The sequence below is a fragment of the Ruegeria sp. CE8 genome (genome assembly GCF_056537465.1).
This window is the reverse complement of sequence record NZ_JBQFRP010000021.1, coordinates 1-25,033: the sequence shown is the minus strand read 5'-3', so window position 1 is coordinate 25,033 and position 25,033 is coordinate 1. Positions and strand designations below refer to the sequence as shown.

The 25,033-nt window shown below is 57.1% G+C and carries 23 protein-coding genes; 8 read left to right on the top strand and 15 right to left on the bottom strand.

What is annotated here, in order from left to right; genetic code table 11:
- The first annotated feature begins 67 nt into the window (after positions 1-67).
- The 6 genes from ACR0AA_RS22645 (at position 68) to ACR0AA_RS22620 (ending at position 10,757) form a co-directional block, all read left to right on the top strand.
- Positions 68-1,150: an ABC transporter permease gene (locus tag ACR0AA_RS22645; RefSeq protein WP_480666150.1), complete on the top strand. Its 1,083-nt coding sequence runs from the start codon at positions 68-70 to the stop codon at positions 1,148-1,150.
- Between the two features lie 5 nt (positions 1,151-1,155).
- Positions 1,156-2,835, top strand: a complete 1,680-nt coding sequence (locus ACR0AA_RS22640; protein ID WP_480757596.1) for an ABC transporter ATP-binding protein — start codon at positions 1,156-1,158, stop codon at positions 2,833-2,835.
- A gap of 4 nt (positions 2,836-2,839) precedes the next feature.
- Positions 2,840-5,275: a nitrite reductase large subunit NirB gene (nirB, locus tag ACR0AA_RS22635; protein ID WP_480757594.1), complete on the top strand. Its 2,436-nt coding sequence runs from the start codon at positions 2,840-2,842 to the stop codon at positions 5,273-5,275.
- A complete protein-coding gene (nirD, locus tag ACR0AA_RS22630) occupies positions 5,272-5,604 on the top strand; it encodes a nitrite reductase small subunit NirD (RefSeq protein WP_239338221.1) in 333 nt (110 codons plus the stop codon). Before nirB ends, nirD begins: the two co-directional genes overlap by 4 nt.
- A complete protein-coding gene (locus ACR0AA_RS22625) occupies positions 5,604-8,270 on the top strand; it encodes a molybdopterin-dependent oxidoreductase (protein WP_480757591.1) in 2,667 nt (888 codons plus the stop codon). The genes nirD and ACR0AA_RS22625 overlap by 1 nt, the downstream gene beginning before the upstream one ends.
- A gap of 507 nt (positions 8,271-8,777) precedes the next feature.
- Positions 8,778-10,757, top strand: a complete 1,980-nt coding sequence (locus ACR0AA_RS22620; RefSeq protein ID WP_480666146.1) for a bifunctional 2',3'-cyclic-nucleotide 2'-phosphodiesterase/3'-nucleotidase — start codon at positions 8,778-8,780, stop codon at positions 10,755-10,757.
- Positions 10,758-11,095: 338 nt separating this feature from the next.
- Here ACR0AA_RS22620 and ACR0AA_RS22615 read toward each other — a convergent pair whose 3' ends face one another.
- The 9 genes from ACR0AA_RS22615 to ACR0AA_RS22575 form a co-directional block, all read right to left on the bottom strand.
- A complete protein-coding gene (locus ACR0AA_RS22615; protein ID WP_480666145.1) occupies positions 11,096-11,425 on the bottom strand; it encodes a hypothetical protein in 330 nt (109 codons plus the stop codon).
- A gap of 169 nt (positions 11,426-11,594) precedes the next feature.
- The gene (locus tag ACR0AA_RS22610; protein WP_480757589.1) at positions 11,595-12,416 is read right to left on the bottom strand and encodes an aldolase/citrate lyase family protein; all 822 of its coding nucleotides are present in this window, start codon (positions 12,414-12,416) and stop codon (positions 11,595-11,597) included.
- Positions 12,417-12,429: 13 nt separating this feature from the next.
- On the bottom strand, positions 12,430-13,230 hold the full coding sequence (hpaH, locus tag ACR0AA_RS22605) for a 2-oxo-hept-4-ene-1,7-dioate hydratase (protein WP_480666143.1): 801 nt from the start codon (positions 13,228-13,230) through the stop codon (positions 12,430-12,432).
- Positions 13,227-14,081: a fumarylacetoacetate hydrolase family protein gene (locus tag ACR0AA_RS22600; RefSeq protein ID WP_480666142.1), complete on the bottom strand. Its 855-nt coding sequence runs from the start codon at positions 14,079-14,081 to the stop codon at positions 13,227-13,229. Before ACR0AA_RS22600 ends, hpaH begins: the two co-directional genes overlap by 4 nt.
- Complete coding sequence (locus ACR0AA_RS22595; RefSeq protein ID WP_480666141.1) at positions 14,081-15,562, bottom strand: NAD-dependent succinate-semialdehyde dehydrogenase; 1,482 nt, start codon at positions 15,560-15,562, stop codon at positions 14,081-14,083. Before ACR0AA_RS22595 ends, ACR0AA_RS22600 begins: the two co-directional genes overlap by 1 nt.
- A 24-nt stretch (positions 15,563-15,586) precedes the next feature.
- Positions 15,587-16,429 carry a 3,4-dihydroxyphenylacetate 2,3-dioxygenase gene (hpaD, locus tag ACR0AA_RS22590; RefSeq protein WP_480666140.1) on the bottom strand — a complete coding sequence of 281 codons (843 nt, stop codon included), beginning with the start codon at positions 16,427-16,429 and terminating at the stop codon, positions 15,587-15,589.
- Between the two features lie 45 nt (positions 16,430-16,474).
- On the bottom strand, positions 16,475-17,329 hold the full coding sequence (hpaD, locus tag ACR0AA_RS22585) for a 3,4-dihydroxyphenylacetate 2,3-dioxygenase (RefSeq protein ID WP_480757586.1): 855 nt from the start codon (positions 17,327-17,329) through the stop codon (positions 16,475-16,477).
- Between the two features lie 56 nt (positions 17,330-17,385).
- Positions 17,386-18,897: a 5-carboxymethyl-2-hydroxymuconate semialdehyde dehydrogenase gene (hpaE, locus tag ACR0AA_RS22580; protein ID WP_480757584.1), complete on the bottom strand. Its 1,512-nt coding sequence runs from the start codon at positions 18,895-18,897 to the stop codon at positions 17,386-17,388.
- Positions 18,898-18,900: 3 nt separating this feature from the next.
- Positions 18,901-19,299: a 5-carboxymethyl-2-hydroxymuconate Delta-isomerase gene (locus ACR0AA_RS22575; RefSeq protein ID WP_480666137.1), complete on the bottom strand. Its 399-nt coding sequence runs from the start codon at positions 19,297-19,299 to the stop codon at positions 18,901-18,903.
- A gap of 105 nt (positions 19,300-19,404) precedes the next feature.
- Here ACR0AA_RS22575 and hpaR point away from each other — a divergent pair, with 105 nt between their 5' ends.
- Positions 19,405-19,845: a homoprotocatechuate degradation operon regulator HpaR gene (gene hpaR / locus ACR0AA_RS22570; RefSeq protein WP_480666136.1), complete on the top strand. Its 441-nt coding sequence runs from the start codon at positions 19,405-19,407 to the stop codon at positions 19,843-19,845.
- 29 nt (positions 19,846-19,874) lie between these two features.
- On the opposite strand, the gene ACR0AA_RS22565 is transcribed toward hpaR, so the two are convergent.
- From ACR0AA_RS22565 to ACR0AA_RS22540, 6 genes are all read right to left on the bottom strand, one after another.
- Positions 19,875-20,552: a 3-oxoacid CoA-transferase subunit B gene (locus tag ACR0AA_RS22565; protein ID WP_480666135.1), complete on the bottom strand. Its 678-nt coding sequence runs from the start codon at positions 20,550-20,552 to the stop codon at positions 19,875-19,877.
- Positions 20,549-21,205 carry a CoA transferase subunit A gene (locus tag ACR0AA_RS22560; protein WP_480757581.1) on the bottom strand — a complete coding sequence of 219 codons (657 nt, stop codon included), beginning with the start codon at positions 21,203-21,205 and terminating at the stop codon, positions 20,549-20,551. Before ACR0AA_RS22560 ends, ACR0AA_RS22565 begins: the two co-directional genes overlap by 4 nt.
- A 202-nt stretch (positions 21,206-21,407) precedes the next feature.
- Positions 21,408-21,590 carry a DUF2783 domain-containing protein gene (locus ACR0AA_RS22555; RefSeq protein WP_480666133.1) on the bottom strand — a complete coding sequence of 61 codons (183 nt, stop codon included), beginning with the start codon at positions 21,588-21,590 and terminating at the stop codon, positions 21,408-21,410.
- Positions 21,590-23,200, bottom strand: coding sequence for an FAD-dependent oxidoreductase (locus tag ACR0AA_RS22550; protein WP_480666132.1), 1,611 nt, complete (start codon positions 23,198-23,200; stop codon positions 21,590-21,592). Before ACR0AA_RS22550 ends, ACR0AA_RS22555 begins: the two co-directional genes overlap by 1 nt.
- Entirely contained in the window at positions 23,200-23,757 is a 558-nt protein-coding gene (locus ACR0AA_RS22545; protein ID WP_480757577.1) for a VOC family protein, read from the bottom strand. Before ACR0AA_RS22545 ends, ACR0AA_RS22550 begins: the two co-directional genes overlap by 1 nt.
- A gap of 516 nt (positions 23,758-24,273) precedes the next feature.
- Positions 24,274-24,714, bottom strand: coding sequence for a MarR family winged helix-turn-helix transcriptional regulator (locus ACR0AA_RS22540; protein WP_480666130.1), 441 nt, complete (start codon positions 24,712-24,714; stop codon positions 24,274-24,276).
- Between the two features lie 163 nt (positions 24,715-24,877).
- Here ACR0AA_RS22540 and ACR0AA_RS22535 point away from each other — a divergent pair.
- Positions 24,878-25,033 (top strand): homogentisate 1,2-dioxygenase (locus ACR0AA_RS22535; protein ID WP_480757629.1); only part of this gene is annotated, 156 nt, incomplete at its 3' end.

Sequence of the window (25,033 nt, the reverse complement as noted above, 5' to 3'; positions counted from 1 at the left end):
ACAGCCACGCCCGGCTTGAACCGGGCGTGGCGCCCACCAGTGCCCCGCCAACGCAAGGACACATCAGATGACAACGGTCGATCCAGAATTCAACGCAGACGCCGCCCGCGAGGAACGTCGCGCCCGCCTTTTCACCCGCATCAATGCCGCCGACAAATGGTTTCAGGTTCTTGGCCTCAGCTGGGCTACGCCGGTTCTGAAAGCTGCCGCCGGAGACAACCCGCGTGCCCAGATGACCGAGATCTGGCGGTTGCTGATCGTGCCTCTGTTGTCGATCTGTGCCTTCCTGCTGTTGTGGGCGACATTGGCCCCAAAAGTGCAAACCTCTCTGGGCGCGGTCCCCGGACCGGCTCAGGTCTGGGCAGAAATGGTCAACCTGAATGAGGACGCGCAAGCCAAGGCCGCCAAGCGCGCCAAGTTCGAAGCAATGGTCGAGAAGCGGAACCAGAAGCTGATTGATGCGGGTCGCGGGGATGAGGTCAAACAGGTCGCCTATACCGGCGCGCCGTCGTACTATCAGCAAATCTGGACCTCGATCAAAACCGTGTTCTTCGGCTTTTTGATCGCGACAGTCGTGGCCGTTCCGCTTGGGATCGCAGCCGGTCTGTCGCCGACTGCAAACGCCGCGCTGAACCCGCTGATCCAGATCTTCAAACCGGTCTCGCCATTGGCTTGGCTGCCGATCGTGACCATGATCGTTTCGGCCGTTTACGTCACCAATGACGGCTGGTTTGCCAAGTCATTCCTGATCTCTGCTATCACTGTAACACTGTGTTCGTTGTGGCCCACCCTGATCAACACGTCACTGGGGGTGGCATCCATCGACAAGGACTTGGTCAACGTCTCCAAAGTCCTGAAAATGAACACTTACACCAAGATCACCAAACTGGTGTTGCCCTCGGCCCTGCCGCTGATCTTCACCGGTCTGCGCCTCAGCTTAGGTGTCGGCTGGATGGTTCTGATCGCGGCTGAAATGCTGGCGCAGAACCCCGGTCTTGGCAAATTCGTCTGGGATGAGTTCCAGAACGGTTCGTCCAGCTCTTTGGCCAAGATTATGGTTGCGGTTTTCACCATCGGCATCATCGGCTTCTTGCTGGACCGGGTGATGTACGCGCTGCAATCCCTCTTCACCTTTTCGAATAACCGGTGAGCGAAATGAGCATTCTTAGCTTCAAGAACGCCTCGAAATCCTTCGGTGAAGGCACCGCGCGCGCGGATGTGCTGAAAGGCATCGATCTGGACGTGCAGGAAGGTGAGTTTCTGGTGATCCTCGGGTTTTCAGGCACCGGCAAGACAACCCTGATCAACTTGATGGCAGGGCTGGACACCCCAACCAGCGGAGAGGTCACGTTCAAAGGGGCACCGATCAAGGGTCCGGGCCCGGAACGCGGGGTGATTTTTCAGAACTACTCGCTGATGCCGTGGCTAACGGTCAGCGGCAACGTAGGGTTGGCCGTCGATACCGTCTTTCCCAACCTCAGCAAGACAGAAAAGGCCGAGAAGGTAGCGCATTACGTGCAAATGGTGGGACTTAACCACGCGGCAACACGCCGCCCGGCGGAACTATCCGGCGGGATGCGCCAGCGGGTCAACGTGGCTCGGGCGCTGTCGATGAACCCTGAAGTATTGCTGCTGGATGAGCCGCTGTCCGCGCTCGACGCGCTGACCCGCGCCAATCTGGCGGATGAGATCGAACACATCTGGGAAGCCGACAAGAAGACCTGCGTTCTGATCACCAATGATGTGGACGAGGCAATAATTCTGGCCGACCGGATCGTTGCCCTGAACCCAGATGGCACGCTGGGGCAGGAATTCCGCGTCTCGATCCCACGCCCGCGCGAACGCGGAGCCATGAACAACGATGAGACGTTCAAACGCCTGCGTGCCGACGTCACCAAATACCTGATGGATGTGGGGATCGAAGCCAAGGTCGAAGGCTCGCGCATCCTGCCCGACGTCACGCCAATCCATGGCGTACCTACGGCGGTGGCCGAAGCGCAGAAGGGGATGATCGAGAGCCGTTTCCTCGACTTCTCGCAACTGCACAAAGTTTACCCGACGCCCAAAGGCCCGCTGACCGTGGTCGAGGATTTCGATCTCAAGATCGACAAGGGCGAGTTCATCTCGCTGATCGGCCATTCGGGTTGTGGCAAGTCCACGGTTTTGACCATGGCGGCAGGGCTTAACGAAATCTCTAAAGGCGCGATCAAGCTGGATGGCCGCCATGTCGAAGGGGCCGACCCAGAACGCGCGGTGGTGTTCCAATCCCCCAACCTGTTCCCGTGGCTGACCGCCAAGGAAAACGTCGCTATCGGTGTCGACAAGGTCTACCCCAAGGCCACCATGGCCGAGCGGCAGGATGTCGTTGAATACTATCTGGAACGCGTCGGTCTGGCCGATGCGATGGACAAATCTGCCTCCGATCTGTCGAACGGCATGAAACAACGTGTCGGCATCGCGCGCGCTTTTGCCCTGTCCCCCAAACTGCTGCTACTGGATGAACCCTTTGGGATGCTCGACAGCCTGACGCGTTGGGAATTGCAGGAAGTATTGATGGAGGTCTGGTCCCGTACCAAGGTCACCGCGATCTGTGTGACCCATGACGTGGACGAGGCGATCCTGCTGGCCGACCGCGTGGTGATGATGACCAACGGCCCACAGGCGACAATTGGCAAGATCACCAAGGTTGACCTGCCGCGACCAAGGACCCGCAAAGCACTTTTGGAGCACCCGGATTATTACGCCTACCGGCAGGAGGTTCTCGATTTCCTAGAAGAATACGAACACGGCGCCAAGCCGAAATCGCCCGCCCCCAAGGCGATTGCAGCGGAGTGAAACCATGAAACAAAGACTAGTTGTCATAGGCGCAGGCATGGCTTCGGGCCGGGTGCTGGAACATCTGACCGATGCTGCGCCAGATGCGTTCGATATTACCCTGTTCAACGCCGAACCGCGTGGGAACTACAACCGCATCATGCTCAGTCCGGTTCTGTCGGGTGAGAAAACCTATAAAGAGATCGTCACCCATGACGACACCTGGTATGCCGAACGCGGCATCGCCTGCCGTTTCGGCGAGAAGGTCGAAAAGATCGACCGCGAGATGAAGGTGGTGGAAGGCGCGACCGGGCATGTACCTTACGACAAGCTGGTGATCGCCACCGGGTCGAACCCGTTCATTATCCCCCTGCCCGGTCATGATCTGGATGGCGTGATCGCCTATCGCGATCTGGAAGACACACAGCAGATGATGGGAATGGGCCCGGACAACAAGGTCGTCGTGATTGGCGGCGGTTTGCTGGGACTAGAGGCCGCCGCAGGGATGGCCGCACACGGCGTTGACGTCACCGTCGTACACATCATGGGTCATCTGATGGAACGCCAGCTGGACGAGGCCGCCGGGTACCTGTTGAAAAAGTCGCTGCAGGACAAAGGCATCAAGATTTGCCTGCAGGCGAACTCCAAGGAAATACTCGGACAAGACGGCAAGGTTCGTGCGCTGTTGCTGGACGACGGAACCGAATTGCCCTGCGATTTGCTGGTCATGGCCGTGGGCATCCGCCCCAACACGGCGCTGGCGCAACAAGCAGGGCTCGCCACCGGTCGCGGCATCCATGTCGATGACCAGATGCTGACCTCAGACCCGGACGTCTATGCAGTGGGTGAATGCGTGGAGCATAACGGAGATGTCTTCGGCCTTGTCGCGCCACTTTACGATCAGGCAAAGGTGGCGGCACAAGCATTGTTGGGTGAAGAGGCCGCGTTCGTTCAGAAAACACTGTCGACGAAGCTGAAAGTCACTGGCTGCGACCTGTTCAGCGCGGGCGATTTTGCAGACGCCCCGGGGCGCGAGGATATCGTGTTTCGAGACCCCTCGCGCGGTGTCTACAAACGTCTTGTTATCGAAGGAGATCGCCTGATCGGCGCCGTCATGTATGGCGACACTGCCGACGGCAGCTGGTTCTTTGGCCTGATCAAAGACGGCCCCGATATCGATGAGATGCGCGAGACGCTGATCTTCGGGCCAGCCTATCAGGGGGGGGACACCGCGGACCCTCTCTCAGCCGTTGCAGCATTGTCGCCTGAGGCGGAGATCTGCGGCTGCAACGGCGTATGCAAAAGCGATATCGTCGAGGCGATCAGCACAGGTGCCAATGATCTCGGTGCCGTTCGGGCAACCACAAAGGCCAGCGCCTCATGCGGGACATGCACGGGGTTGGTCGAGCAATTGCTTCGGGTCACTTTGGGCGACGGCTTCGAAATGCCGACCGCTCAACCGATCTGTGGCTGCACGGACCTGACGCACGAGGATGTGCGCCGTCTGATCAAAGGGCAGGAACTGAAGAGCCAGGCTGCCGTCTGGCAGGAACTCGGCTGGAATACGCCCAACGGCTGCCACGTCTGCCGCCCGGCGATCAACTATTACCTGTTAGCGGACTGGCCGCTGGAATATCAGGACGACCCGCAAAGCCGGTTCGTGAACGAACGCAAGCACGCCAACATTCAGAAAGACGGCACGTTCAGCGTTGTGCCCCGTATGTGGGGCGGGATCACTACACCTGAAGAGCTGCGTGCCATTGCGGATGCAGCTGACAAGTACGACGTGCCGACAGTCAAGGTCACCGGTGGTCAGCGTATCGACTTGCTGGGCGTCAAGGGTGAGGATCTTCCCGCGATCTGGTCGGATCTGAACAAGGCCGGGCTGGTCTCGGGTCATGCGTACTCGAAGGGCTTGAGAACGGTCAAAACCTGCGTCGGCACCGATCATTGTCGGTTTGGAACGCAGGACAGCACCGGACTTGGGGTCAAGCTTGAGAAAGTCCTTTGGGGGTCTTGGACGCCCCACAAACTAAAGCTCGCCGTGTCCGGCTGCCCCCGCAACTGCGCCGAGGCAACCTGCAAAGATATCGGCGTGGTCTGTGTTGACTCGGGCTATCAGATCAGCATCGGCGGGGCCGCCGGCATGGATGTGAAAGAGACCGAGCTGCTGTGCCAGGTGCCAACCGAAGACGAAGCGATTGAGGTCGTGATGGCCGTCACGCAAGCCTATCGCGAAGGCGGCAAGTATCTGGATCGGCTGTACAAATGGCTGGGGAAGGTCGGCATGGATTGGGTCAAGGCTCAAGTCATTGACAATCTGGAAAACCGCGTCGCCTTGGTCGAACGGTTCGAACTGTCGCAAAGCATCTACCGCAAGGACCCATGGGCCGAGCACGTGCGGGACAAGGCGCAGACTTACGCGCCGATTGCAGATTTCACCTTGGAGGCCGCAGAATGAGCTGGATCGACATCGGACATATCGACGAAGTACCATTGCGCGGCGCGCGTTTGGTGAAAACACATATCGGTTGCATCGCGGTCTTTCGAACGGCCGAGGCTGAGGTGTTTGCGGCGACCAACAGCTGCCCGCACCGGGGCGGTCCGTTGTCCGAAGGTATCGTACATGGGCAATCCGTTACTTGCCCTCTGCACAATTGGGTCTTTGATCTGAACACGGGCGAAGCGCAGGGTGCGGACGATGGGCGGATCACCACTTATCCGGTACGTCTTGAAGGTGGCCGCATCCTGCTGGACGACAGCGCTGTAGCTCAGCGGAGTGCAGCCTGATGGACGGCACCGGCCTGCCCGAGGTTAGATCGACCTGCGCATATTGCGGTGTTGGATGTGGTGTCCTGCTGCGCCCTGACGGAGCCGGAGGATTGTCGGTTCGAGGCGACCCGGACCATCCCGCGAATTACGGGCGTTTGTGCTCCAAAGGTATGGCCTTGGGCGAAACGGTAGGAATTGATCACCGTTTGCTGACGCCCAGAGCATACGGCAAGGACGTTCAGTGGGACGAAGCTCTGCAATTGGTCGCCGATCGCTTTTCGTCCACCATCGAGGCATACGGGCCGGACAGCGTCGCATTCTATGTTTCCGGGCAGCTGTTGACCGAAGACTATTATGTCGCCAACAAACTGATGAAGGGCTTCATCGGTTCCGCCAATATCGACACCAATTCAAGGCTTTGCATGGCCTCAACCGTGGCGGGGCACAAACGTGCTTTCGGGACAGATACGGTCCCGGGAACCTATGAGGATCTGGATCAATCCGATCTTGTGGTTTTGGTGGGATCCAACCTCGCTTGGTGTCATCCAGTGCTCTATCAACGCGTGCTCGCAGCGCGGATGGCGCGCGGGACAAAAATTGTTGTTGTCGATCCGCGTCGAACAGCAAGTTGCGATCAGGCGGATCTTCATCTGGCGCTGAAACCGGGCAGTGATGTTTCCTTGTTCAACCAGTTGCTGCGCAGAATTCACGCAGGGGGGCATTTCGATCAGGAGTTTCTAGATCGGACAAGCGGCTTCGCAGAGGCCATAAGCGCGGCACAGCAGGACGATCCATCGGTAACTGGCCTAAGTCGATGTGAGATCGAGAAGTTCTGCGAACTTTGGATAGAAACCGAACGTGTGGTGACGATCTTCAGCCAAGGCGTGAACCAATCCTCCAGCGGAACGGATAAGGTCAACGCGATCTTGAATTGCCATCTGGCGACAGGTCGGATTGGGCGTGAGGGAATGGGACCGTTTTCGGTCACCGGACAACCCAATGCCATGGGCGGCCGAGAGGTAGGCGGGCTGGCCAACACGCTGGCATGCCATTTGGAAATCGAAAATAAGGACCACCGCTTAGCCGTCCAAGACTTCTGGAATGCGCCATCCATGCCTCAGAAGCCGGGATTAAAAGCGGTCGACCTGTTTCGAGCCGTCGAGGACGATCAGATCAAGGCCCTTTGGATTATTCACACCAACCCAGCAGTATCAATGCCCGACGCTGATCGCGTGAAAGGTGCGATATCGAACTGCCCATTCACGGTTGTCAGCGATATGACGGCCAACACGGATACCGCCCGCCTCGCAGATGTGCTGTTACCAGCGGCGGGTTGGGCCGAAAAAAGCGGGACCGTAACCAACTCCGATCGCACGATCAGCAGACAACGCGCCGTGTTGGCACCTCCGGGGCAGGCTCGTGCGGACTGGGATGTCTTGGCCGAAGTGGGGCGACGCATGGGATGGACAAAGTCTTTCAACTACGACTCCCCGGCGCAGATTTTTCGAGAGTATTCGGCAATGTCATCTGTTGCGAAATCATTTGGCAAGGACTTCGACATTTCCGCGTTTTCGAACATTGATGACGATGAATATGCTGAGTTGAGCCCAACGAGATGGCCGGTGATATCACACGCTACCGACGGGCGGTTTTTTGGCGACGGACGGTTCTTTCATCCAGACGGAAAAGCGCGTTTTGTACCAGTAACCCACAGCGCACCCAAGGCAGAAACATCAAAGCGATTTCCGTTTCTTTTGAACACCGGGCGGAATCGAGACCAATGGCACACTATGACCCGGTCTGGTTTGTCGCCCCGGTTATCGGCCCATCTTGCCGAACCCTTTGTGGACATAAACCCAGAGGACGTCTGCCGCCTGGGCCTCGCCTCTGCAGACTTGGTCGAGCTCGAAAGCCCCGTTGGCAAGGGAATATTCCGTCTTCGTATCACCGATACTGTCCAACCCGGCCAGGTGTTCGCGCCCATTCACTGGACTGGTGAAACGGCTCCGACTGCCCGTGTTGATACGCTTGTTCCAAGTGTTACCGACCCAATCTCTGGTCAGCCGGAGAGTAAGGCAACCGCAGTATCTATTCGGCGTATGGATGCCGCCTGGTATGGGTTCGCAGTGTCGGTTGCGACCGCATCACCCAAGGCGGACTACTGGGCAAGGGCTAAAACGGACAAAGGTTTCAGGACAGAGCTGGCAGGATATCGTGCCATCGACGACTGGGAGAGCACGGCCCGCGAATGGTTCAGCATACCCGACGCTGTGGCCACTTCGATAGAGGATCCAAAGCGCGGGTCATTCAGGATTGCGTTTTCAAAAGGAGAGCGGCTGTTGGCCGTGTTGTTTGTATCCTCTGAGCCGATCACACTGATGCGAGACTACCTTGCAACATTGCCAGAGGTCGCACCTTACCAAATATTGTCCGGCCGCTCATCCGTGGAATTAGAGGATTGCGGACCGATGATCTGTTCGTGTTTCGGAGTTGGGCTAAAAACCTTAGTCCGCGCAATTCACGACGAACAGTTGATTGACGTGGACGAAATCGGAGAAGCCCTTCAAGCGGGAACGAATTGTGGTTCATGTCGGCCAGAGCTCGCCGCTTTGATCAACGAATATGCGAAACCGTTGGTCAACAATCCAGGCACAGGACCCATTGATTTCCGTGAACTGACGTAATTCTCGGTTGCTAAAACGATCAGAGAACATGTCAGTTCTGATCAGGTTGACGGATGCGCAAGTGGCGGGATTGGAAACCTATGTTTTTAAGTTCCGCGGCAAACCTCGCGTTAATGGTCCCCACGTTTTTACCAGTATTTTTATTTATTAACAATGTGTTAAGAGGGACCAATGCGCGTGCAAAACACGATTTGCACAACAGCCCTACAAACGGTGGAAGCGGTGGCGCAACCGGGTTGTGCTTCGTGCTTGGCAAGTTTTAGGACTGGCGGCGGGTCGCTACTCGTCACGACAGGTTCCCGATGGTCATCCGGTCGACAATCGCCCTCGCCGCACATGTTGTCGATTGGTAGCGTATCCTGCCCTGGCAAGCGCGTGAAGTTGGGGTATGGTAAGGGTCATTACGCCCAAAAAACAATGCGCCAGATGTGTTGGCAGCCCATGTCATATCGTTGTTGTGAAAAGCCCGCAAAAGGCGCGTTAACCCATGAACCTGAAAGGTGACATATGTCTTTCTCCAGCCGCTCCAAAATTTCTCGTCGCCAGTTTCTCGCCACAACAACTGCCAGTGCTGCAGCCATAACTCTGCACCCATTCTCGGCTGCTGCGGCCAACAATCAAGCGCATTTGCGGATCATGGAAACCACGGACATTCATGTCCATGTCTTCCCTTATGACTACTATGCGGACAAACCTCGTGACACGGTGGGCCTGTCCCGCACAGCTTCGATCATCAATGAAATCCGATCCGAAGCGACGAACTCACTTCTGGTCGACAATGGTGACTTTCTACAGGGTAATCCGATGGGCGACTACATCGCCTATGAGCGGGGTATGAAAGAAGGGGACAGCCACCCAATTATCACCGCATTCAACACGGTCGGCTACGATGCTGCTACATTGGGGAACCACGAATTCAACTACGGCCTGGAATTCTTGGACAAGGCTCTGGCCGGGGCGGACTTCCCGGTTGTTCTGGCCAATGTCGCAAAAGAGAAAGGGGCGACCCCTCGCGACGACAAGACGCTTGTGCAGCCCTACGCCATTCTCGACCGTGAAATCGAATTGGGCGACGGAACTAAACATCCGATCAAAATCGGCGTCATCGGCTTTACGCCACCGCAGATCATGAGCTGGGACCGTAGACATCTGGACGGCAACGTTCAAACCCGCGACATCGTCGAAACGGCACAAGCCTATGTACCCGAAATGAAGGAACAGGGGTGCGATCTGATCATCGCCCTGTCACATTCGGGGATTGGTGCCGCCGATCATGAAGAGGGTATGGAAAACGCTTCGGTCGTTCTGGCTGGTGTCGACGGGATCGATGCGCTGGTTACCGGTCACAATCACCTTGTCTTCCCGTCGCCGACCTTTGCAGACCGTCCGGGCATTGATGTGGAAAAAGGCACCCTGATGGGCAAACCTGCGGTCATGGGCGGCTTTTGGGGGTCGCATCTTGGCCTGCTGGACCTGCTGCTGGAGCGGGACGGAAATGAATGGCGGGTGGTTACCACAACGTCCGAGGCACGACCCATTTCCAAACGTAACGAAGACCGTTCGGTAACTGCTTTGGTCGGCGACGATCAGAAGGTTCTCGACTCGGCCGCGAAGGATCACGATGAAACCTTGGCCTATGTTCGTCGTGCGGTCGGCAAAACCTCGGCCCCGTTGCACAGCTACTTCGCGCTGGTCGCGGATGACCCATCTGTCCAGATCGTGTCGATCGCGCAGAAATGGTATGTTGAAGAGATGCTGAAAGGCACCGAGCACGAAGGTCTGCCGATCCTATCGGCAGCAGCACCGTTCAAGGCTGGCGGTCGAGGTGGCCCGGAATACTATACAGATGTTCCTGTCGGCGACGTTGCAATTAAAAACGTAGCAGATCTCTACCTCTACCCAAACACAGTGCGCGCGGTGCGTGTGAATGGTGCGCAGGTGCGGGGTTGGTTGGAGCGGTCTGCCGGCATGTTCAATCAAGTTGAAGCTGGCTCAGAGGATGCGATCCTGCTGAACCCTGAGTTCCCGTCCTACAATTTCGATGTGATGGACGGTGTAACTTATCAAATCGACCTGTCCCAGGCTTCGCGCTTTGGACCGAAAGGTGAGGAGGTAAATCCCGATGCTGCCCGGATCGTGAACCTTGCCTTCAACGGCGAACCCGTCACGGATGACATGGAATTCATCATCGCCACCAACAACTACCGTGCATCCGGCGGCGGCTCGTTCCCCGGTGCGCTGGGTGACACAATCGTCTTTGAGGCCCCGGACACCAACCGTGACGTCATCGTGCGCTATATTGTCGAGCAAGGCACAATCGACCCAAAAGCAGATGCCAACTGGTCGTTTGCTCCGCTTGAGGGCACGACAGTGTTGTTCGAGACCGGTCCAAAAGCCCGGGACTACATGGATGACGTCAAAGGTGTCTCAATCGAGGATGCCGGGGAAGGCTCGGACGGCTTCGCAGCTTTCCGCATCAAGCTCTGAGCCAATCGATAAGTGTCTTCTATTATCTCACCCGCCACCTGAGTGTTTCGGTGACGGGTTTGCGCTGAGGATGTATCAGCCCCAGCTTCCGGCCTTTCGTGTCGAACGCATATCAAACAGCCATGGCAGCGATATCATTTTCCAGACAACTTGACTGTCACTCGTAACCCGTGTGCGGGTCACTCTATGCCCTTTTTGGGAAAGGCTTCCTGCACTTCACCAAAAAAAGAACGGCTGAACGAACCAATCGTGTGTTAGCTCTGCATAGCTGATCGAGAAGCCTATCACGTGCTCAGCGCCACTTAGTGTGGAAAACCGCGCATCGGCTTTGACTTCGATCATCCCGTTGCCGGATACGACGCCATGTGAATCCGGCATTGCAACCGCCAGATTGTCGAAGGTGGTCTTGCTTCCATCAATGGCCAACCCGTTTCCGAGGCCACCTCCTCTGCGAAGTGTAGTACCTCTGCTTCCGGGACCTTTCCGTCGCCATCCAAGTCGATATGGGCAAAGATCTCTGCGCCTTCATCATACGAGGGCAAGATGCGGATACGTATGGCCGCACGCTCGAGACCTATGGAAAGAATGGCTTGCTGTTCGACTTTGGTGTGCGGGTGGGCGGCAAGCGGTCCGGTAAGAAGAAGCAGTGCCAGGAGAAAACGCATCATTGTGCTCCGATCCAGCCTGCTCCGTAGTCGTTAAGCGTGTTTCGGTACATGCTGTACGCATGCTCTTGCCCTGGCGTTTCACGTACAGAATTGGTCGCGTTGGACTGCGATGCTGAACTGTTCGAAATCAGTAGTATCCCTCGAATTTCTAGTGCCGCGAAAGGAAATGCTATCGGCTTTGGCTAGAAGCCTGCATGGGGCGGCAATCACCCATCCGATCTACCACCAGGCGCAAACCGGCATCAGCTGCATCGCGCACAGCCTTGGCAAACAGCGTGACGTCGATACTGGTGGCCAGAAAGGTAACGCCCAGATCCAGACACTTACGCTGCATCTCAGGATCAAGTGTCAGGATACCTGCCGCCTTGCCCGCCGCCACGATGCGGGTGATGGCGTCCAGAACTGCCACGACCACTTCGGGGTGACCCGCGTTACCGATATGCCCCATATCGGCGGCCAAATCCGAGGGGCCGACAAAAACACCATCTACATCGGTGGCCAGAATGTCATCCAACGCCTCAAGCCCGGCGCGGTTTTCAACCTGCACCAGCAAGCAGATCTGATCATCCGCGGTTGCCAGATAATCCGGGATCGCAGCAAAGCGCGACGCGCGCGCAAGCGCTGAACCGACGCCGCGCACTCCATGAGGCGGGTATTGTACAGCGCGCACCAGATCCCGCGCCTGATCACCACTTTCGACCATCGGCACCAGAATGTTCTGAATGCCCGCATCCAGATACTGTTTGATCATCCACGCCTCGCCGATCGGCAGGCGCGCGACGGGTGCACTACCCGATCCTTCGATCACGCGCACCTGTTCCAGTACCGAGCGCAAGTCGTTTGGCGCATGTTCCCCGTCAACCAACAGCCAGTCGAACCGTGCGGTCGCGGCGATTTCGGCGGCGTAGGCGTCGGCCATGCCGACCCAACAACCGACCTGAGGCTTTCCGGCTGCCAGGGCCGCTTTGAACGTGTTCTTTGGCGCAGGCATTCACAGCGCTCCTTCAGGCAAAATTGATATCGACCGATCCGAACGGACCGAAATCCGCGTGGATTTCCGTGCCCGAGGGGCATTCAACTGGGCGGATGAAGCTGCCCGACAGGATCACCTGACCGGGTTCGATGCTTTGGCCGTATTGCGCCATGCGGCGGGCCAGCCAGACTACGCTTTCGACCGGGTCATTCAGCACTCCCGCGCCCAGCCCCGTTTCTTCGATTTCGCCATTGCGGAAAGTCAGTGCGCCGACCCAGCGCAGGTCACAGGCTTCGACCGCGTGCCGGTCGTTGCCCAGAACAATGCCCGCATTGGCGGCATTATCACTGATCGTGTCAAAAACTGTGCGTGCTTTACTGGTTTCGGGGTCCACTCGTTGAATGCGCGTGTCGAGGATCTCAATCGACGGGGCGACGTAATCCGTGGCCGCAATGATATCGTCGCGGGTGACATGTTCACCGCCCACTGCAGATTTCATGACGAACGCGATTTCGGCTTCGATCCGAGGCTGGATGAAGCGGTTCGCGGGTACGGTCGCGCCATTTTCGAACGCCATGTCATCGAACAGAATACCGCTGTCGGGGATGTCTATATTCAGCGCATATTGCATCGCCTTCGAGGTCAGCCCGATCTTCCAGCCGATCACCTTGCGCCCTTCGGTCAGCTTCTGGCGATAGATGGCGTTCTGTACCTCATATGCGTCATCCATCCCCATCTCGGGATGGCGCAAGGTCAGCAGGCCAATCTGCTCGCGCGTACGCTCTGCCTGTAGCAAGTCAGCGGCAGCGCGGTTGTGATCCTCGGGGGTCATACCTGTTCGTCCTCAACCGTGTTGCGCAGCGTGCCGATGCCTTTGACCGAAACCTCGACCATGTCGCCCGGCGCCAGATATTTCGGGGGATCAAACCGCGCCCCTGCCCCTGTGGGGGTGCCAGTGACGATGATGTCACCTGGCTGCAGGGTCATGAAAGTCGAGATATACTCGATCTCGTGCCGGATCGGGAACATCATGCGGTTCAATGTGTCGTCCTGGCGCAGTTCGCCATTCACGCGGGTCTGAATGCGCGCATCATCCAGTTGCGCCGCATCAGTGAAGGGCACCAGCCATGGGCCGATTGCGCCCGAGTTATCCCAGTTCTTGCCCTGCGTTACGTTGAATTTGGCGTGCCGAACCCAATCGCGGATCGTACCCTCGTTACACAGGGTCAGCGCTGCGATGTGGTTATAAGCATCCTCCTGCGAAATCCGGCGGCCGGTCTTTCCGATTACGATGGCGACCTCGCCCTCGTAATCCAGCGTGTGGTTTTCCGGCGGACGGATCAGCGGGCGGTCATGGCCTGTAAATCCGCTCGCAAAGCGCGGGAACAGCGACATGTATTTGGGCTGTGCGCTGCCATCCTTGTATTCCGCATTGCGGTCGGGAAAGTTCACGCCGACGCAGAGGATACGGCGGACATCCGGCATCACCATTTCATAAGTGAACTCTGCATGCGTCACTTCGCGGCCCTCTGCTGCCCCGGTCAGTTTGTCAAAATCGCCCGCGGCGATCACCTCATAGAGGCTGGCCTGATCGGGGAAGGCGTCGTTCAGCGCGATTGCGCCTTTATCGGTGATGGCACCGAAATAGGTCGCTCCTTTGGCGGTGTAAGTTGCAAAGCGCATCAGGCCTCCTTGGCGGCGTCAATGCCACCCATGCACAGGTATTTCAGTTCCATGAAGTCATCCAGCCCGTGGCGCGAACCTTCACGGCCTAGACCAGACATCTTAACTCCGCCAAATGGCGCTTCGGCGGTCGAGATCAGGCCGGTATTGATCCCGACCATGCCGTATTCCAACGCCTCGGAAACGCGCCAGACGCGGGCGAGATCGCGAGAGTAGAAGTAAGACGCCAAACCAAAGTCGGTATTATTCGCTGCGTCGACAACTTCGCTTTCAGTGTCAAATTTGAACAGCGGGGCGACAGGGCCAAAGGTTTCTTCGGTGGCCACCGCCATATCCGAGGTTACGCCGGTCAGAATGGTAGGCTCAAAAAAGGTACCGCCCAATTCGTGGGCCTTGCCGCCCAGCGTCACAGTCGCACCTTTCCCGGTCGCGTCGGCGACATGTTCGGCCACTTTTTCGACGGCGGCCTGATCAATCAGGGGACCAAAAATTATGCCTTCGTCAAATCCGTTACCGGTCGGCAAGGTTGCGACTTTTCCAGCAAGTTTTTCGGCAAAGGCGTCATAGACACCGGCCTGAACGTAAATGCGGTTGGCGCAGACGCAGGTCTGGCCGTTGTTGCGGAACTTGGCGATCACGACACCCTCGACAGCCGCGTCCAGATCGGCATCGTCGAACACGATGAACGGCGCGTTGCCGCCCAGTTCCAACCCCAGTTTCTTGATCGTTGGAGCGCATTGGGCGTAAAGCAGCGCGCCGATCTCGGTGGAACCGGTAAAGGTCAGCTTCTGCACGATCTTGCTGGAGGTCATCTCTCCCCCGATCCCGCGCGCGGACCCGGTCAGGACCGAGAACAACCCGTTCGGAAGACCCGCCCGATCAGCCAGTTCCGCCAATGCAATGGCCGAGAATGGCGTCTGGCTGGCCGGTTTCAACACCATGGAACAGCCTGCGGCAAAGGCTGGACCGGCCTTGCGGGTAATCATGGCATTGGGGAAGTTCCACGGTGTGATCGCCGCAACCACCCCGATCGGTTGCTTTATAGTTACGATCCGCTTATCCGGCGCGTGGCCGGGCGTCACATCGCCATAGGCGCGGCGCGCCTCTTCGGCGAACCACTCAATAAAGGACGCGCCATAGGCAATCTCACCCTTCGCCTCAGCCAGCGGCTTGCCCTGTTCGGCTGTCAGGATTGCGCCCAGATCGTCCTGATGTTCCATCATCAGATCGAACCAGCGTCGCAGAATCTGGCTACGCTCCTTCGCGGTGCGGGCCGCCCAGTCTTTCTGAGCGTTTTGCGCTTCCGCAATGGCAGTGGCAGTTTCGGTCGCCCCAAGTTTGGGGACCTTGCCGATAAGCTCGCCGGTCGCCGGGTTGGTGACGTCGATTGTGTCCACCGCATCGGCGGTGCCAACCCAATTCGTACCAACTTTCGCTGCCTGGATCAGCAAAGAGGGGTCGTTGAGACGCAGTTCTGTCATTCTGTTGGTTCCTGTAATCCTGCGTCAGACCGAAAAGCTGACATTGGCCTGACCTGTGCCGGAGCTTCCGAAATAAGGCGTGTAGATGTCGATCTCACCCTTGTAGCTGCCCCAGCCAAGGGCTCCGAACAGCAGGGCGGTATCGTTCATGGCGCACTCGCCTGCGCATTTCTTTGCGTAGTCGGGCAAAAGCGCGAGGAATTCTTCGAAACGGCCCTGCTCCCACAGCTCCAACACGCGCAGGTCCATCTGGCGATTGAACTCACCGTTGACCGAGTTCAGTCCGTCCTGCGAACGTTCGTTGGGCGAAAAATCATGGCTGAGCGAGCCCGAGGCCAATATCGAGACATTGCGCCCGGACCGCCGGATGCCCTCGGCAATCGCCTCGCCCCAGACCCGGTTTTCGGCAATGGACGAGAACTGATTGACCGCGACAGGCAGGACGCGCGCGTTTACGCCATCATTGATGAAATGCATCGGCAGAAGGGTGCCATATTCCATGCCCATGTCGGGGTGCGAATGGCCTAGCGCCCGTTCTCCACGCTCACGCAGAACGTCCAGGATGGTTTCCCCCAACTCGTGATCACCGCGATAGTCGAACTCCATATCCGCCAGCATGTGCGGTAGTTCGTGGCTGATGAAACGGCCTTTGTGGTGTTCTTTCGTGTTCAGGTGAAAGCCCTGATTGGTGATCCAGTGGGTGTCGAAAACGACAAAGGTGTCGACCTTCCGGTCGATCGCATCCTGACGCAGGCGCGCATAGCCATCGATGGCAGGTTGGCGGATGCCTTTGTATTTCGGCATCGTGTGGGACATCCAGATACTTGGCACATGCGTAATCTTCGCGGCCTGTACAATCTTTCCCATGATCGACTCCTCTCCAAAAATGGCGTTGCGCGCCTGTCAGCTGGTTCAGGTTACCGGGAAGATCACATTGGTTTGCCCGGTTCCGGAGGACGGAAAATACTCGGTAACAACCTCGCATTTCGCAACATACGAGTCCCAACCCAGAGCGCCGTAGAGCATGGCGGTGTCATGCATCGACCCTTCGCCGCAGCAGAAATTTGCGTATTCACCAAGCATTTTCAGGAATGTAGCGTGATCTCCGGCCTGCCACATGTCCAGAACATGCAGATCCACCTGACGGTTGAACTCGGAACTGATGGTGAATGTACCATTGTTTGCGGCATAATCCTTGTTCGGCCAGATCTTGTGGCTCAGCGATCCGGAGGCGACCAGCAGAACCTTGCTGTCGCTGGCCTCCACCGCCTCGCGGATGGCTTCGCCAACAAGGCGGCTTTCATCGTGACAGTGAACAGTGCACCAGGCGGCAATCGAGACCACCTTAAAATCCGCCTCGCGGCTCATGAAGCGCATTGGAACAAGGGTGCCGTACTCCAGCTCGAGGCTGTCCACCTGATGGCTGAGCGTGTGCACGCCCTTTTTCGTGGCGATGTCGGCTATGGCATCCCCAAGCGCCGGGTCACCGTCATATACGTAAGGCAGGTCCTTGATGAATTGCGGGAATTCGTTCGAGGTGAACAGGCCCTCGAAATGCTTATTCGAATTGATGTGAAAACCCGCGTTCACAACCCAATGCGTATCGCAAATCACCACCGTATCGGCACCCAGTTCCTTTGCGCGCCGCGCAATCTCCCGGTGGCCATCAATCGCGGCTTGACGCGCGCCTTTGACCGGGCCTTCCTGTTCCGACATCAGCATGGTCGGCACATGGGTCATTTTGGCCGCAAGAACGATTTCTCCCATTTTCTCCTCCTGGAGGTTAAGGTGCGCGCGCTTCCAGATTCTGTTGGGGCAGGCTGTTACAGCTTGCCCAACTGCATGATTTTGTGCTGGCCGGTGGCAAAGCCCACATGTTTCTGTTCCATGTAGAACTCGAAGGACCAGTCGCCGCCGTCCCGCCCGATGCCCGAGGCCTTGACCCCACCAAAGGGGGTTGGCAGGTGACGCACGTTTTCCGAATTCACCCAGATCATCCCGGCCTCAAGCTTGTCGGTAAAGCGCAGGGCGCGGGTCAGGTCGTTGGTCCAGACGTAACCGGTCAGACCATAGGGGGTGTCATTGGCCATCTGCAGGGCTTCGTCTTCGGTCGAGAACGGGATCGAGGTCAGCACCGGGCCAAAGATCTCCTCTCGCGCTATGCGCATGTCGTTGTTGGCGTCGGTGAACAAGGTGGGACGCACGAAATAGCCTTCGTCACCGACTTTGACACCTCCCGCCGCGATGGTCGCGCCGTCCTCTTTGGCAATGTCGAAATAGCTGGTCACCTTGTTGTAGTGCTCTTCTGTCACCAACGGGCCAATCTCAGTCGCCGGATCCAGCGGGTGGCCGACCTTGATGTTGTTCACACGCTCGACCAGTTTGGCCTCGAACTCTTCCTTGATTGTGTCCTGTACCAGCAGACGTGAGGATGATGTGCAGCGTTCGCCGTTGATCGAGTAGATCATGAAGATCACCGCATCCAGTGCCCGATCCAGATCGGCGTCATCGAACACGATCACCGGGTTCTTGCCGCCCAGTTCCAGATGCATCCGCTTGAGCGTGTCAGCACCCTGCTTGGTAATGATGCTGCCGGTACGGCTTTCGCCGACAAAGGCAATGGCCTTGATCAACGGATGTTCGGTCAGCGCCTTGCCAGCATCAGGGCCAAAGCCGTTGACGGTGTTCAACACGCCCTTCGGCAGGCCGGCCTCTTCTGCGACTTCCACCAACAGGCGGGCCGAGAGGGGGCTGTCTTCGGCCGGCTTGTGGACCACGGTGCAACCCGCCGCCAGCGCCGGAGCGATCTTCCAAGTGGACAGCATGAACGGCGTGTTCCACGGGGTGATCACGCCCACCGGCCCGATCGGAACGCGGGTTGTGATGTTCATCAACGTAGGCGACTTCAGGTGTTGGCCGTCCCGAGCCTGAACCACCTGATCCGCGAAATAGCGGAAGTTTTCGGCCCCGCGCAGCGCGGCCTTGGACATAAAGCGCAAGGTTTGGCCGGTGTCCCAGCATTCGCACAGGGCAATTTCTTCGGCGCGCGCCTCAATGGCGTCGGCCACGTTGAGCAGAATGCGACGGCGCTCGGTCGCGGGCATGTCGCGCCACTCGGCAAAGGCGGCGTGGGCAGCTTTTGCTGCGGCATCGATGTCGTCTGCCGTGCCATGCGCCACGTTGCAGATCACCGATTTATCGACCGGTGATGTAGTCTGAATCACACCTGCCGCCCCGTCGCGATCCTCTCCGGCGATGCGGTTCTTGATGCCTGTCTCTTTGAAGCGCGCCAAGAAACCCGCTAGTTTATCGGTATTTGTATCCAGTGCGCTCATGCTTCAGGTCTCCTGGGTATTCGCGGTCAAATGGTCCCGAATCGTGCCGGTTTTGGGCGAAAGGTTCGGTTCGATGTCGCGCATCTCAAGCGAGAGCGCGATGGAATGCTGTAGGAAGGCTGGTGCCAGATACGCCTTGACCGCGTCAAAAATGCGGGTTGTAGCGTCCTGCTTAACCTCGTCGGGTCGTCCGGCGCGCAGACGGATCGAAATGTCGATGAACCCATGCGCGGGATTGCCGTCTGCAATGGCGAAATGATCGACCCTCACGGCGCGGACACGAATTCCCGGCATTGGAAACGCGTCGATGTCAGCTGCCGTTGCCCGGATGCACTCACACAGGCCAGCCATGTCGATCTTGTCTTCCAGATTCCCGGAATATTCGACGTGAAAATGTGGCATGTGCTCTCCTTTATTTGTTAACATGTTTACTTTTTTGAGTCCCCGCCGTCAAGTGCTTGCCTTGTTAATCTTTGCAATTTCAGAAATGCCGCTCTAGAAGATGGCATGAACACTCAAAGCCACACAAAGAGCACCGCGCGCTCTCTTCCGATTGCGTTGCTGCGCGCCCGCGAAACCGTCATGGCCCCCGTGCGCGACATGCTGCAGGGCATTCAATTGACCGAGCAGAAGTGGCGAATCCTGCGTGTTCTGGACGAATTGGGCGAGGTCGAGCAAAGCACCATCGCCCACGAAGCTTGCCTGCTGCTGCCAAGCCTCACCCGCATTTTACGTACAATGGAGGCTGAATGTCAGATCAGCCGCCGCCAAGACAGTCAGGACAAGCGCCGAACCATGGTCAAGATCACGGTTGAGGGCCGCAAGATACTGGAAGAGAACCTTGCCGCTTCGTTGGAGATTGCGGACAAAATCGAGGCACAGATGGGCCGCAAGAAACTGGACGACCTGTTGGATCTGCTCGAGGAATTGCAAGCGGTCAAAGTCTAACCCCCGGTCAGATCTACCACTGTGCGCTGTTAGTTCGTCCAGTTCGCTAAGTTCATAACTCCGATATCGTCTTCAACGATAAACCCAGCTTCCGTATGGCGCGCGACCTCTTCGACAGTTGTGCCCGGAGCGAGCTCTCTGAGAACCAAGCCGTCCAGCGTTGGCACAAAAACGGCCAGTTCGGTTACTATCAGGTCCACGGGCCTGGTCGACGTCAAAGGCAGGTCACATTCAGCCACGACCTTCGATTTACCTTTTGCTGAATGCTGCATCGCGACGATGACGCGGCGGGCGCCGGTAACCAGATCCATTGCGCCACCCATGCCCGGTATCAGATTGCCCGGAACCATCCAGTTTGCCAGCCGCCCCATGGCATCAACCTGCAGCCCACCCAGGACTGTCATGTCCAGGTGGCCTCCGCGAATTATGCCGAAACTCATTGCGCTGTCGATGGACGCAGCCCCCGGCACTGCGGAGACAAAGCCGCCGCCTGCATCCGTCAGATTTTCGTCCTCCATCCCCTCGGGCGGGCGGGCCCCCAGACCGATAACGCCATTCTCGGCCTGGAAGAACACGCCCGCGTCCAAGGGTAGATGATTGGCCACCAAACTCGGCAGGCCGATACCCAGATTGACGAGCATTCCCGATTTGATTTCTTGCGCCACGCGCCGGGCAATGATGTCTTTGGGGCTGGATGGCAGGGTCATTTGCGCGCCCTTTCTAGAATATGATCCACCAGAATACCCGGTGTCTTGACGCTGTCACGCGGAATAGCACCAACCGGCAGGATATGCTCGGGTTCGGCAATCACGGTTCTTCCGGCAAGCGCCATGACGGGATTAAAGTTATGCGCGGTCAGCGAATACTCGAGATTGCCAACATAGTCGCAATTTTTGGCCGCGATCAGCGCGAACTCGGCCGAAATGGCCTGCTCCAGAAGATAATCCCGATCGCCAACGGTCACGATTTCTTTTCCTTCCGCAACACTGGTGCCCAATCCAGTCGGGGTGAGGATTCCACCGAGCCCAACACCTGCTGCACGTATCTGTTCCACCAGCGTGCCTTGCGGGACAAGTTCAACCTCGATCTCGCCGGACATCATCTTTTCCTGCGTCTGCGGGTTGAGGCCGATATGGCTTGCCACAACACGACGCACAGCATTCGCAGCGATCAGCTTGCCGATGCCGACATCGGGCATCGCGGTGTCGTTCGCAATGATCTCAAGGCCTTTGGCACCCCGCGCAACAAGGGCATCGATGATCCGGTTCGGAGTGCCAACGCCCATGAAACCTCCAATCAAAAGACTGGCGCCATCAGGGATAAGTTCAGCAGCGTCTTCCGCTTTAATGGCTTTTTTCATTTTGTCATGCGCCCGCTCTGATCGCCCGCGTCGGCCTCAAAACTCTCGCCTCGAACTATGGCGCCTTGCAACTATTTTTTGGCTTGGGACTTTCCGCAAACTGCGCGCATAGGCAGCTATCGTTTGATGGAGCGCAGCCGGATTCAGGTGTCGTTAAAGACGGGCTGGAAAACCACGCCCGACCAAGCGGGCGTGGCGATCTTTACTTTGCGATTTCAATTGCTTCTTTCAAATCGTCCAGTGATCCAATCTGGTTGGCAAGGATCAGAACCAGACGCGCATTCATGTCATTGGCGTCTTCATCCGTCAAATCGCGCTGTGCATCTGTGAGCAACTGATAGAAATCGTCCGGAGACTCGATATTGGGTGTCAGGTTCAGGCTCATCAGATAGCTCCCGCTGTGGCTTTGGAAATCGCGGATTTTACGGCGTCCGCGTCGAAACTGCGCCAGCGGGCCGCGATATGCTGATCCGGGCGGATCAAATACAGCGCGCCGTCCGCCGCGTCATAGCGCTCGGACACCAGCCCCTGTGGATCGTCAAAGCTGCTGCCCAACGTGACCACCTTCGGCGTGAAGACTCCGGCATCGACCGGCTCAGCCTCAACGCCCAAGGCAAGCAGGACAAAACCGCCAGTGAACTGATCCAGCAGCCAACCATCCTTGCCATCCAAAACTACTGGCGCGTCAGAAGCACAGGTGCCAGGCACCATCCGCCCCTTCCACGCGCAGTCATCGGCCGTGCTCAACGCGCTGTCCAGATACGGCGTAGGCGTAGACAACCGGCCCGAATTGACCAACGGTCGGGCGAACTCGGTCTCGTTTGCAAGATGCAGAACTGCGTTGCGGAACCGTTTCGATGCGCCGCTCTTGGGCGTGATGAAATCTGTGGATCGGGTTGAATTCAGCAAGTTGTCATCAGCAGCATAGGCCCGCTCGGCATGATACGTGTCCAACAGGGCAACCGGGGCTTCGCCGCGCAGAACGGCAGCCAGTTTCCATGACAGGTTGTCAATGTCCTGAACCCCGGTGTTGGCTCCGCGTGCGCCGAAGGGGGAAACCTGATGCGCCGCATCTCCGGCAAACAGAACGCGACCGTGACGGAACTGATCGACGCGGCGGCAGGCGAACTGATAGACGGATGCCCATTCCAGTTCGAATTCCACATCCTCCCCAATCATTGCCCTGACCCGGGGGATGATATTTTCAGGGCGTTTTTCGACCTCTGGGTCAGCGTCCCAGCCCAGTTGAAAGTCCAACCGCCAGACGTCATCGGATTGCTTGTGCAACAGAGCCGACTGCCCCCGGTGAAAGTCAGGATCGAACCAGAACCAACGTTCGGCCGGGAAATCCGCCTTCATTACGATGTCGGCGATCAGAAAACGGTCCTGAAAGAACTGGCCGGTAAATTCGGCCCCGACCATGCGCCGGGTATCCGAATTTGCTCCATCGCAGGCCAATAGCCAGTCCGCTTCGAGGGTGAAAATCCCGTCAGGAGTTTCAACGGCCATCTCGACATGGTCATCCTGCTGGTGCAGCGACACGACCTTGTGTTTCCACCGGATGTCGATCAGCGAATTCCGATCACAGGCTTCAACCATGTATTCTTCGAGATAGTATTGCTGAAGGTTGATGAAGGCTGGGATTTTGTGTCCGTTTTCCGGCAACAGATCGAAGGTGTAGACCTCTTTATCGCGCAGGAACACACGCCCCAGCTTCCAGTCGACGCCCTTTTCGATCATCCGCTCGCCTACACCAAGGCGATCCCAGATTTCTAGCGGACGCTTGGCATAGCAGACGGCCCGAGAACCGACCGAAACCGTGTTGTTGTCGTCCAGCACAACAACCTTGATCCCTTGCGCAGCTAGGTCCAGCGCTGCGGTCAACCCGACCGGACCACCGCCGACGATCACGACAGGGTGGCGAACCGATTGACCGGATTTCTGATCCTCTGATTGCACATAGGGAAATTTGGGAAAATCATAGGTGTTGAGCATCACTTTTTCCCCAACTCTTTGGCGTGAAGCCAGTCCGCATGCTGAGGCGCCTTCTTGGTGCGCGACCATTCTTCCAGCATGTCCCATTTCACCGCGTCCAGCCGCTTGATCATTTCTTCTTCCTCTGGACCGGGACAAGCCAGTTCCACACGGTGGCCGTTGGGATCGAAGAAGTAGATCGAATGGAAAATCGAGTGATCGGTGACGCCCAGCACATCTATGCCGTTGGCTTCGAGGTGTTCCTTGAACCCGATCAGCGTTTCTCGGTCTTTGACCTTGAACGCGATGTGCTGGACCCATTTCGGCGTATTCGGATCGCGCCCCATTTCAGGTTTGGTCGGCAATTCGAAGAACGCCAGCACGTTTCCGTTACCCGCGTCCAAAAACAGGTGCATGTATGGACCGGGTTCATGCGTCGAAGGAACATGGTCTTCGGCAATTGCCAGAACAAAATCCATGTTCAGCATTTTGGTGTAGAATTCGACCGTTTCCTTCGCATCCTTGCAGCGATATGCGACGTGATGAATTTGATCGAGTTTGAGAGTCTGAGCGTTCATTTTGGCCTCCTCCATAATTGTTGCATTTGCAATGATTATCTCGAATCGGATTACCGCCACTTGATCTAAATCAAGTCGTTGCACTTGCAACGAGTCGAGTTGGCGGAAATAGGTGCAATCCCAGGGACGAAGAAACTCCCCCTAAGCAGCCGAGGCTTTCTCATGACAGATTGCTGAGGGCTATTGCCGTCCCCAAGGGCAGTCACTGAAAATAAGTGAGACCGAAGAGCAATCGGTTGATCTAAATGGGCATCGATCCGGATGCGCGTCAAAAAGGCCGTATTCTCGGCCAACGCGGTCCTTATACGCAAAACTTTCGGCGCGTCACTCAGTTCAATGCTCCACCGAGGCGCATTGTGTAGCTGTGGCACCAGGCAATGCGAGTTTTTGGACAGACGCGCTTTGGGCTGCTGTTCGGTTTACATCAGTTTTACCACAACACCTTCCTTGTTTTCCCGGGCATGGCCAAGAGCAATCCGAACCCTACAGTTTGCCAAAATCGTGATTTTTTCAGTTCTACTGTTCGTCCGACAGCAAATCGAGGGCGTTTATCAAAGCTTCCTCGGCTTCGCCAAGTTTGGCTTCTAGGCTGGATTGAAATGACATCGCGATTGGGACAAGTTGACTTAGAAGATCGGCGCCTTTGCCTGTCAAAGCGAGATTGACCAACCGTCGGTCATCGGGATCCACAACTTTGGTAATCAGGCCGCGGCCTTCGAGCCGTGCCGCCGCGCGGCTGACCTTTGACTTTTCCAGATTGACCCTTTTTTCAATGTCCCGAACCGACGGATTCTCGGCATATCCAACATTCACAAGGACGCGCCATTCGGAATTCGAGATTCCAAATTGGTTTTTATATTGTTGCGCCATTTCTGCGCTCAGGTGCGCGGCCAGAACTGTAAGTCGATACGGCAAGAACCCTTCCAAATCGAATTCAGGCAAGTCTCTGGTGCTCATGCATCAATTTCCTTTCAACGTCATTGAAGCCAGATCTTCGTTGCACCTGCAACAAAAATATTGACTTCGTTGCAATTGAAACGTTTATTGAGCATAAGCTCAAAGTCTGCCCGAATCGTTTGAACAGGAGACCCTGATGACTGACCTCCAGAAGAATAGCGGAATGACTATCGCTAATGATGAGGCCGCCATTTCCAAGGGTTACATACCCGGCTTTGGGAACGATTTTGAGACCGAGGCATTGCCGGGTGCGTTGCCGCGGGGGATGAACAGCCCGCAGCGGTGCAATTACGGTCTTTATGGCGAACAGCTGAGCGGC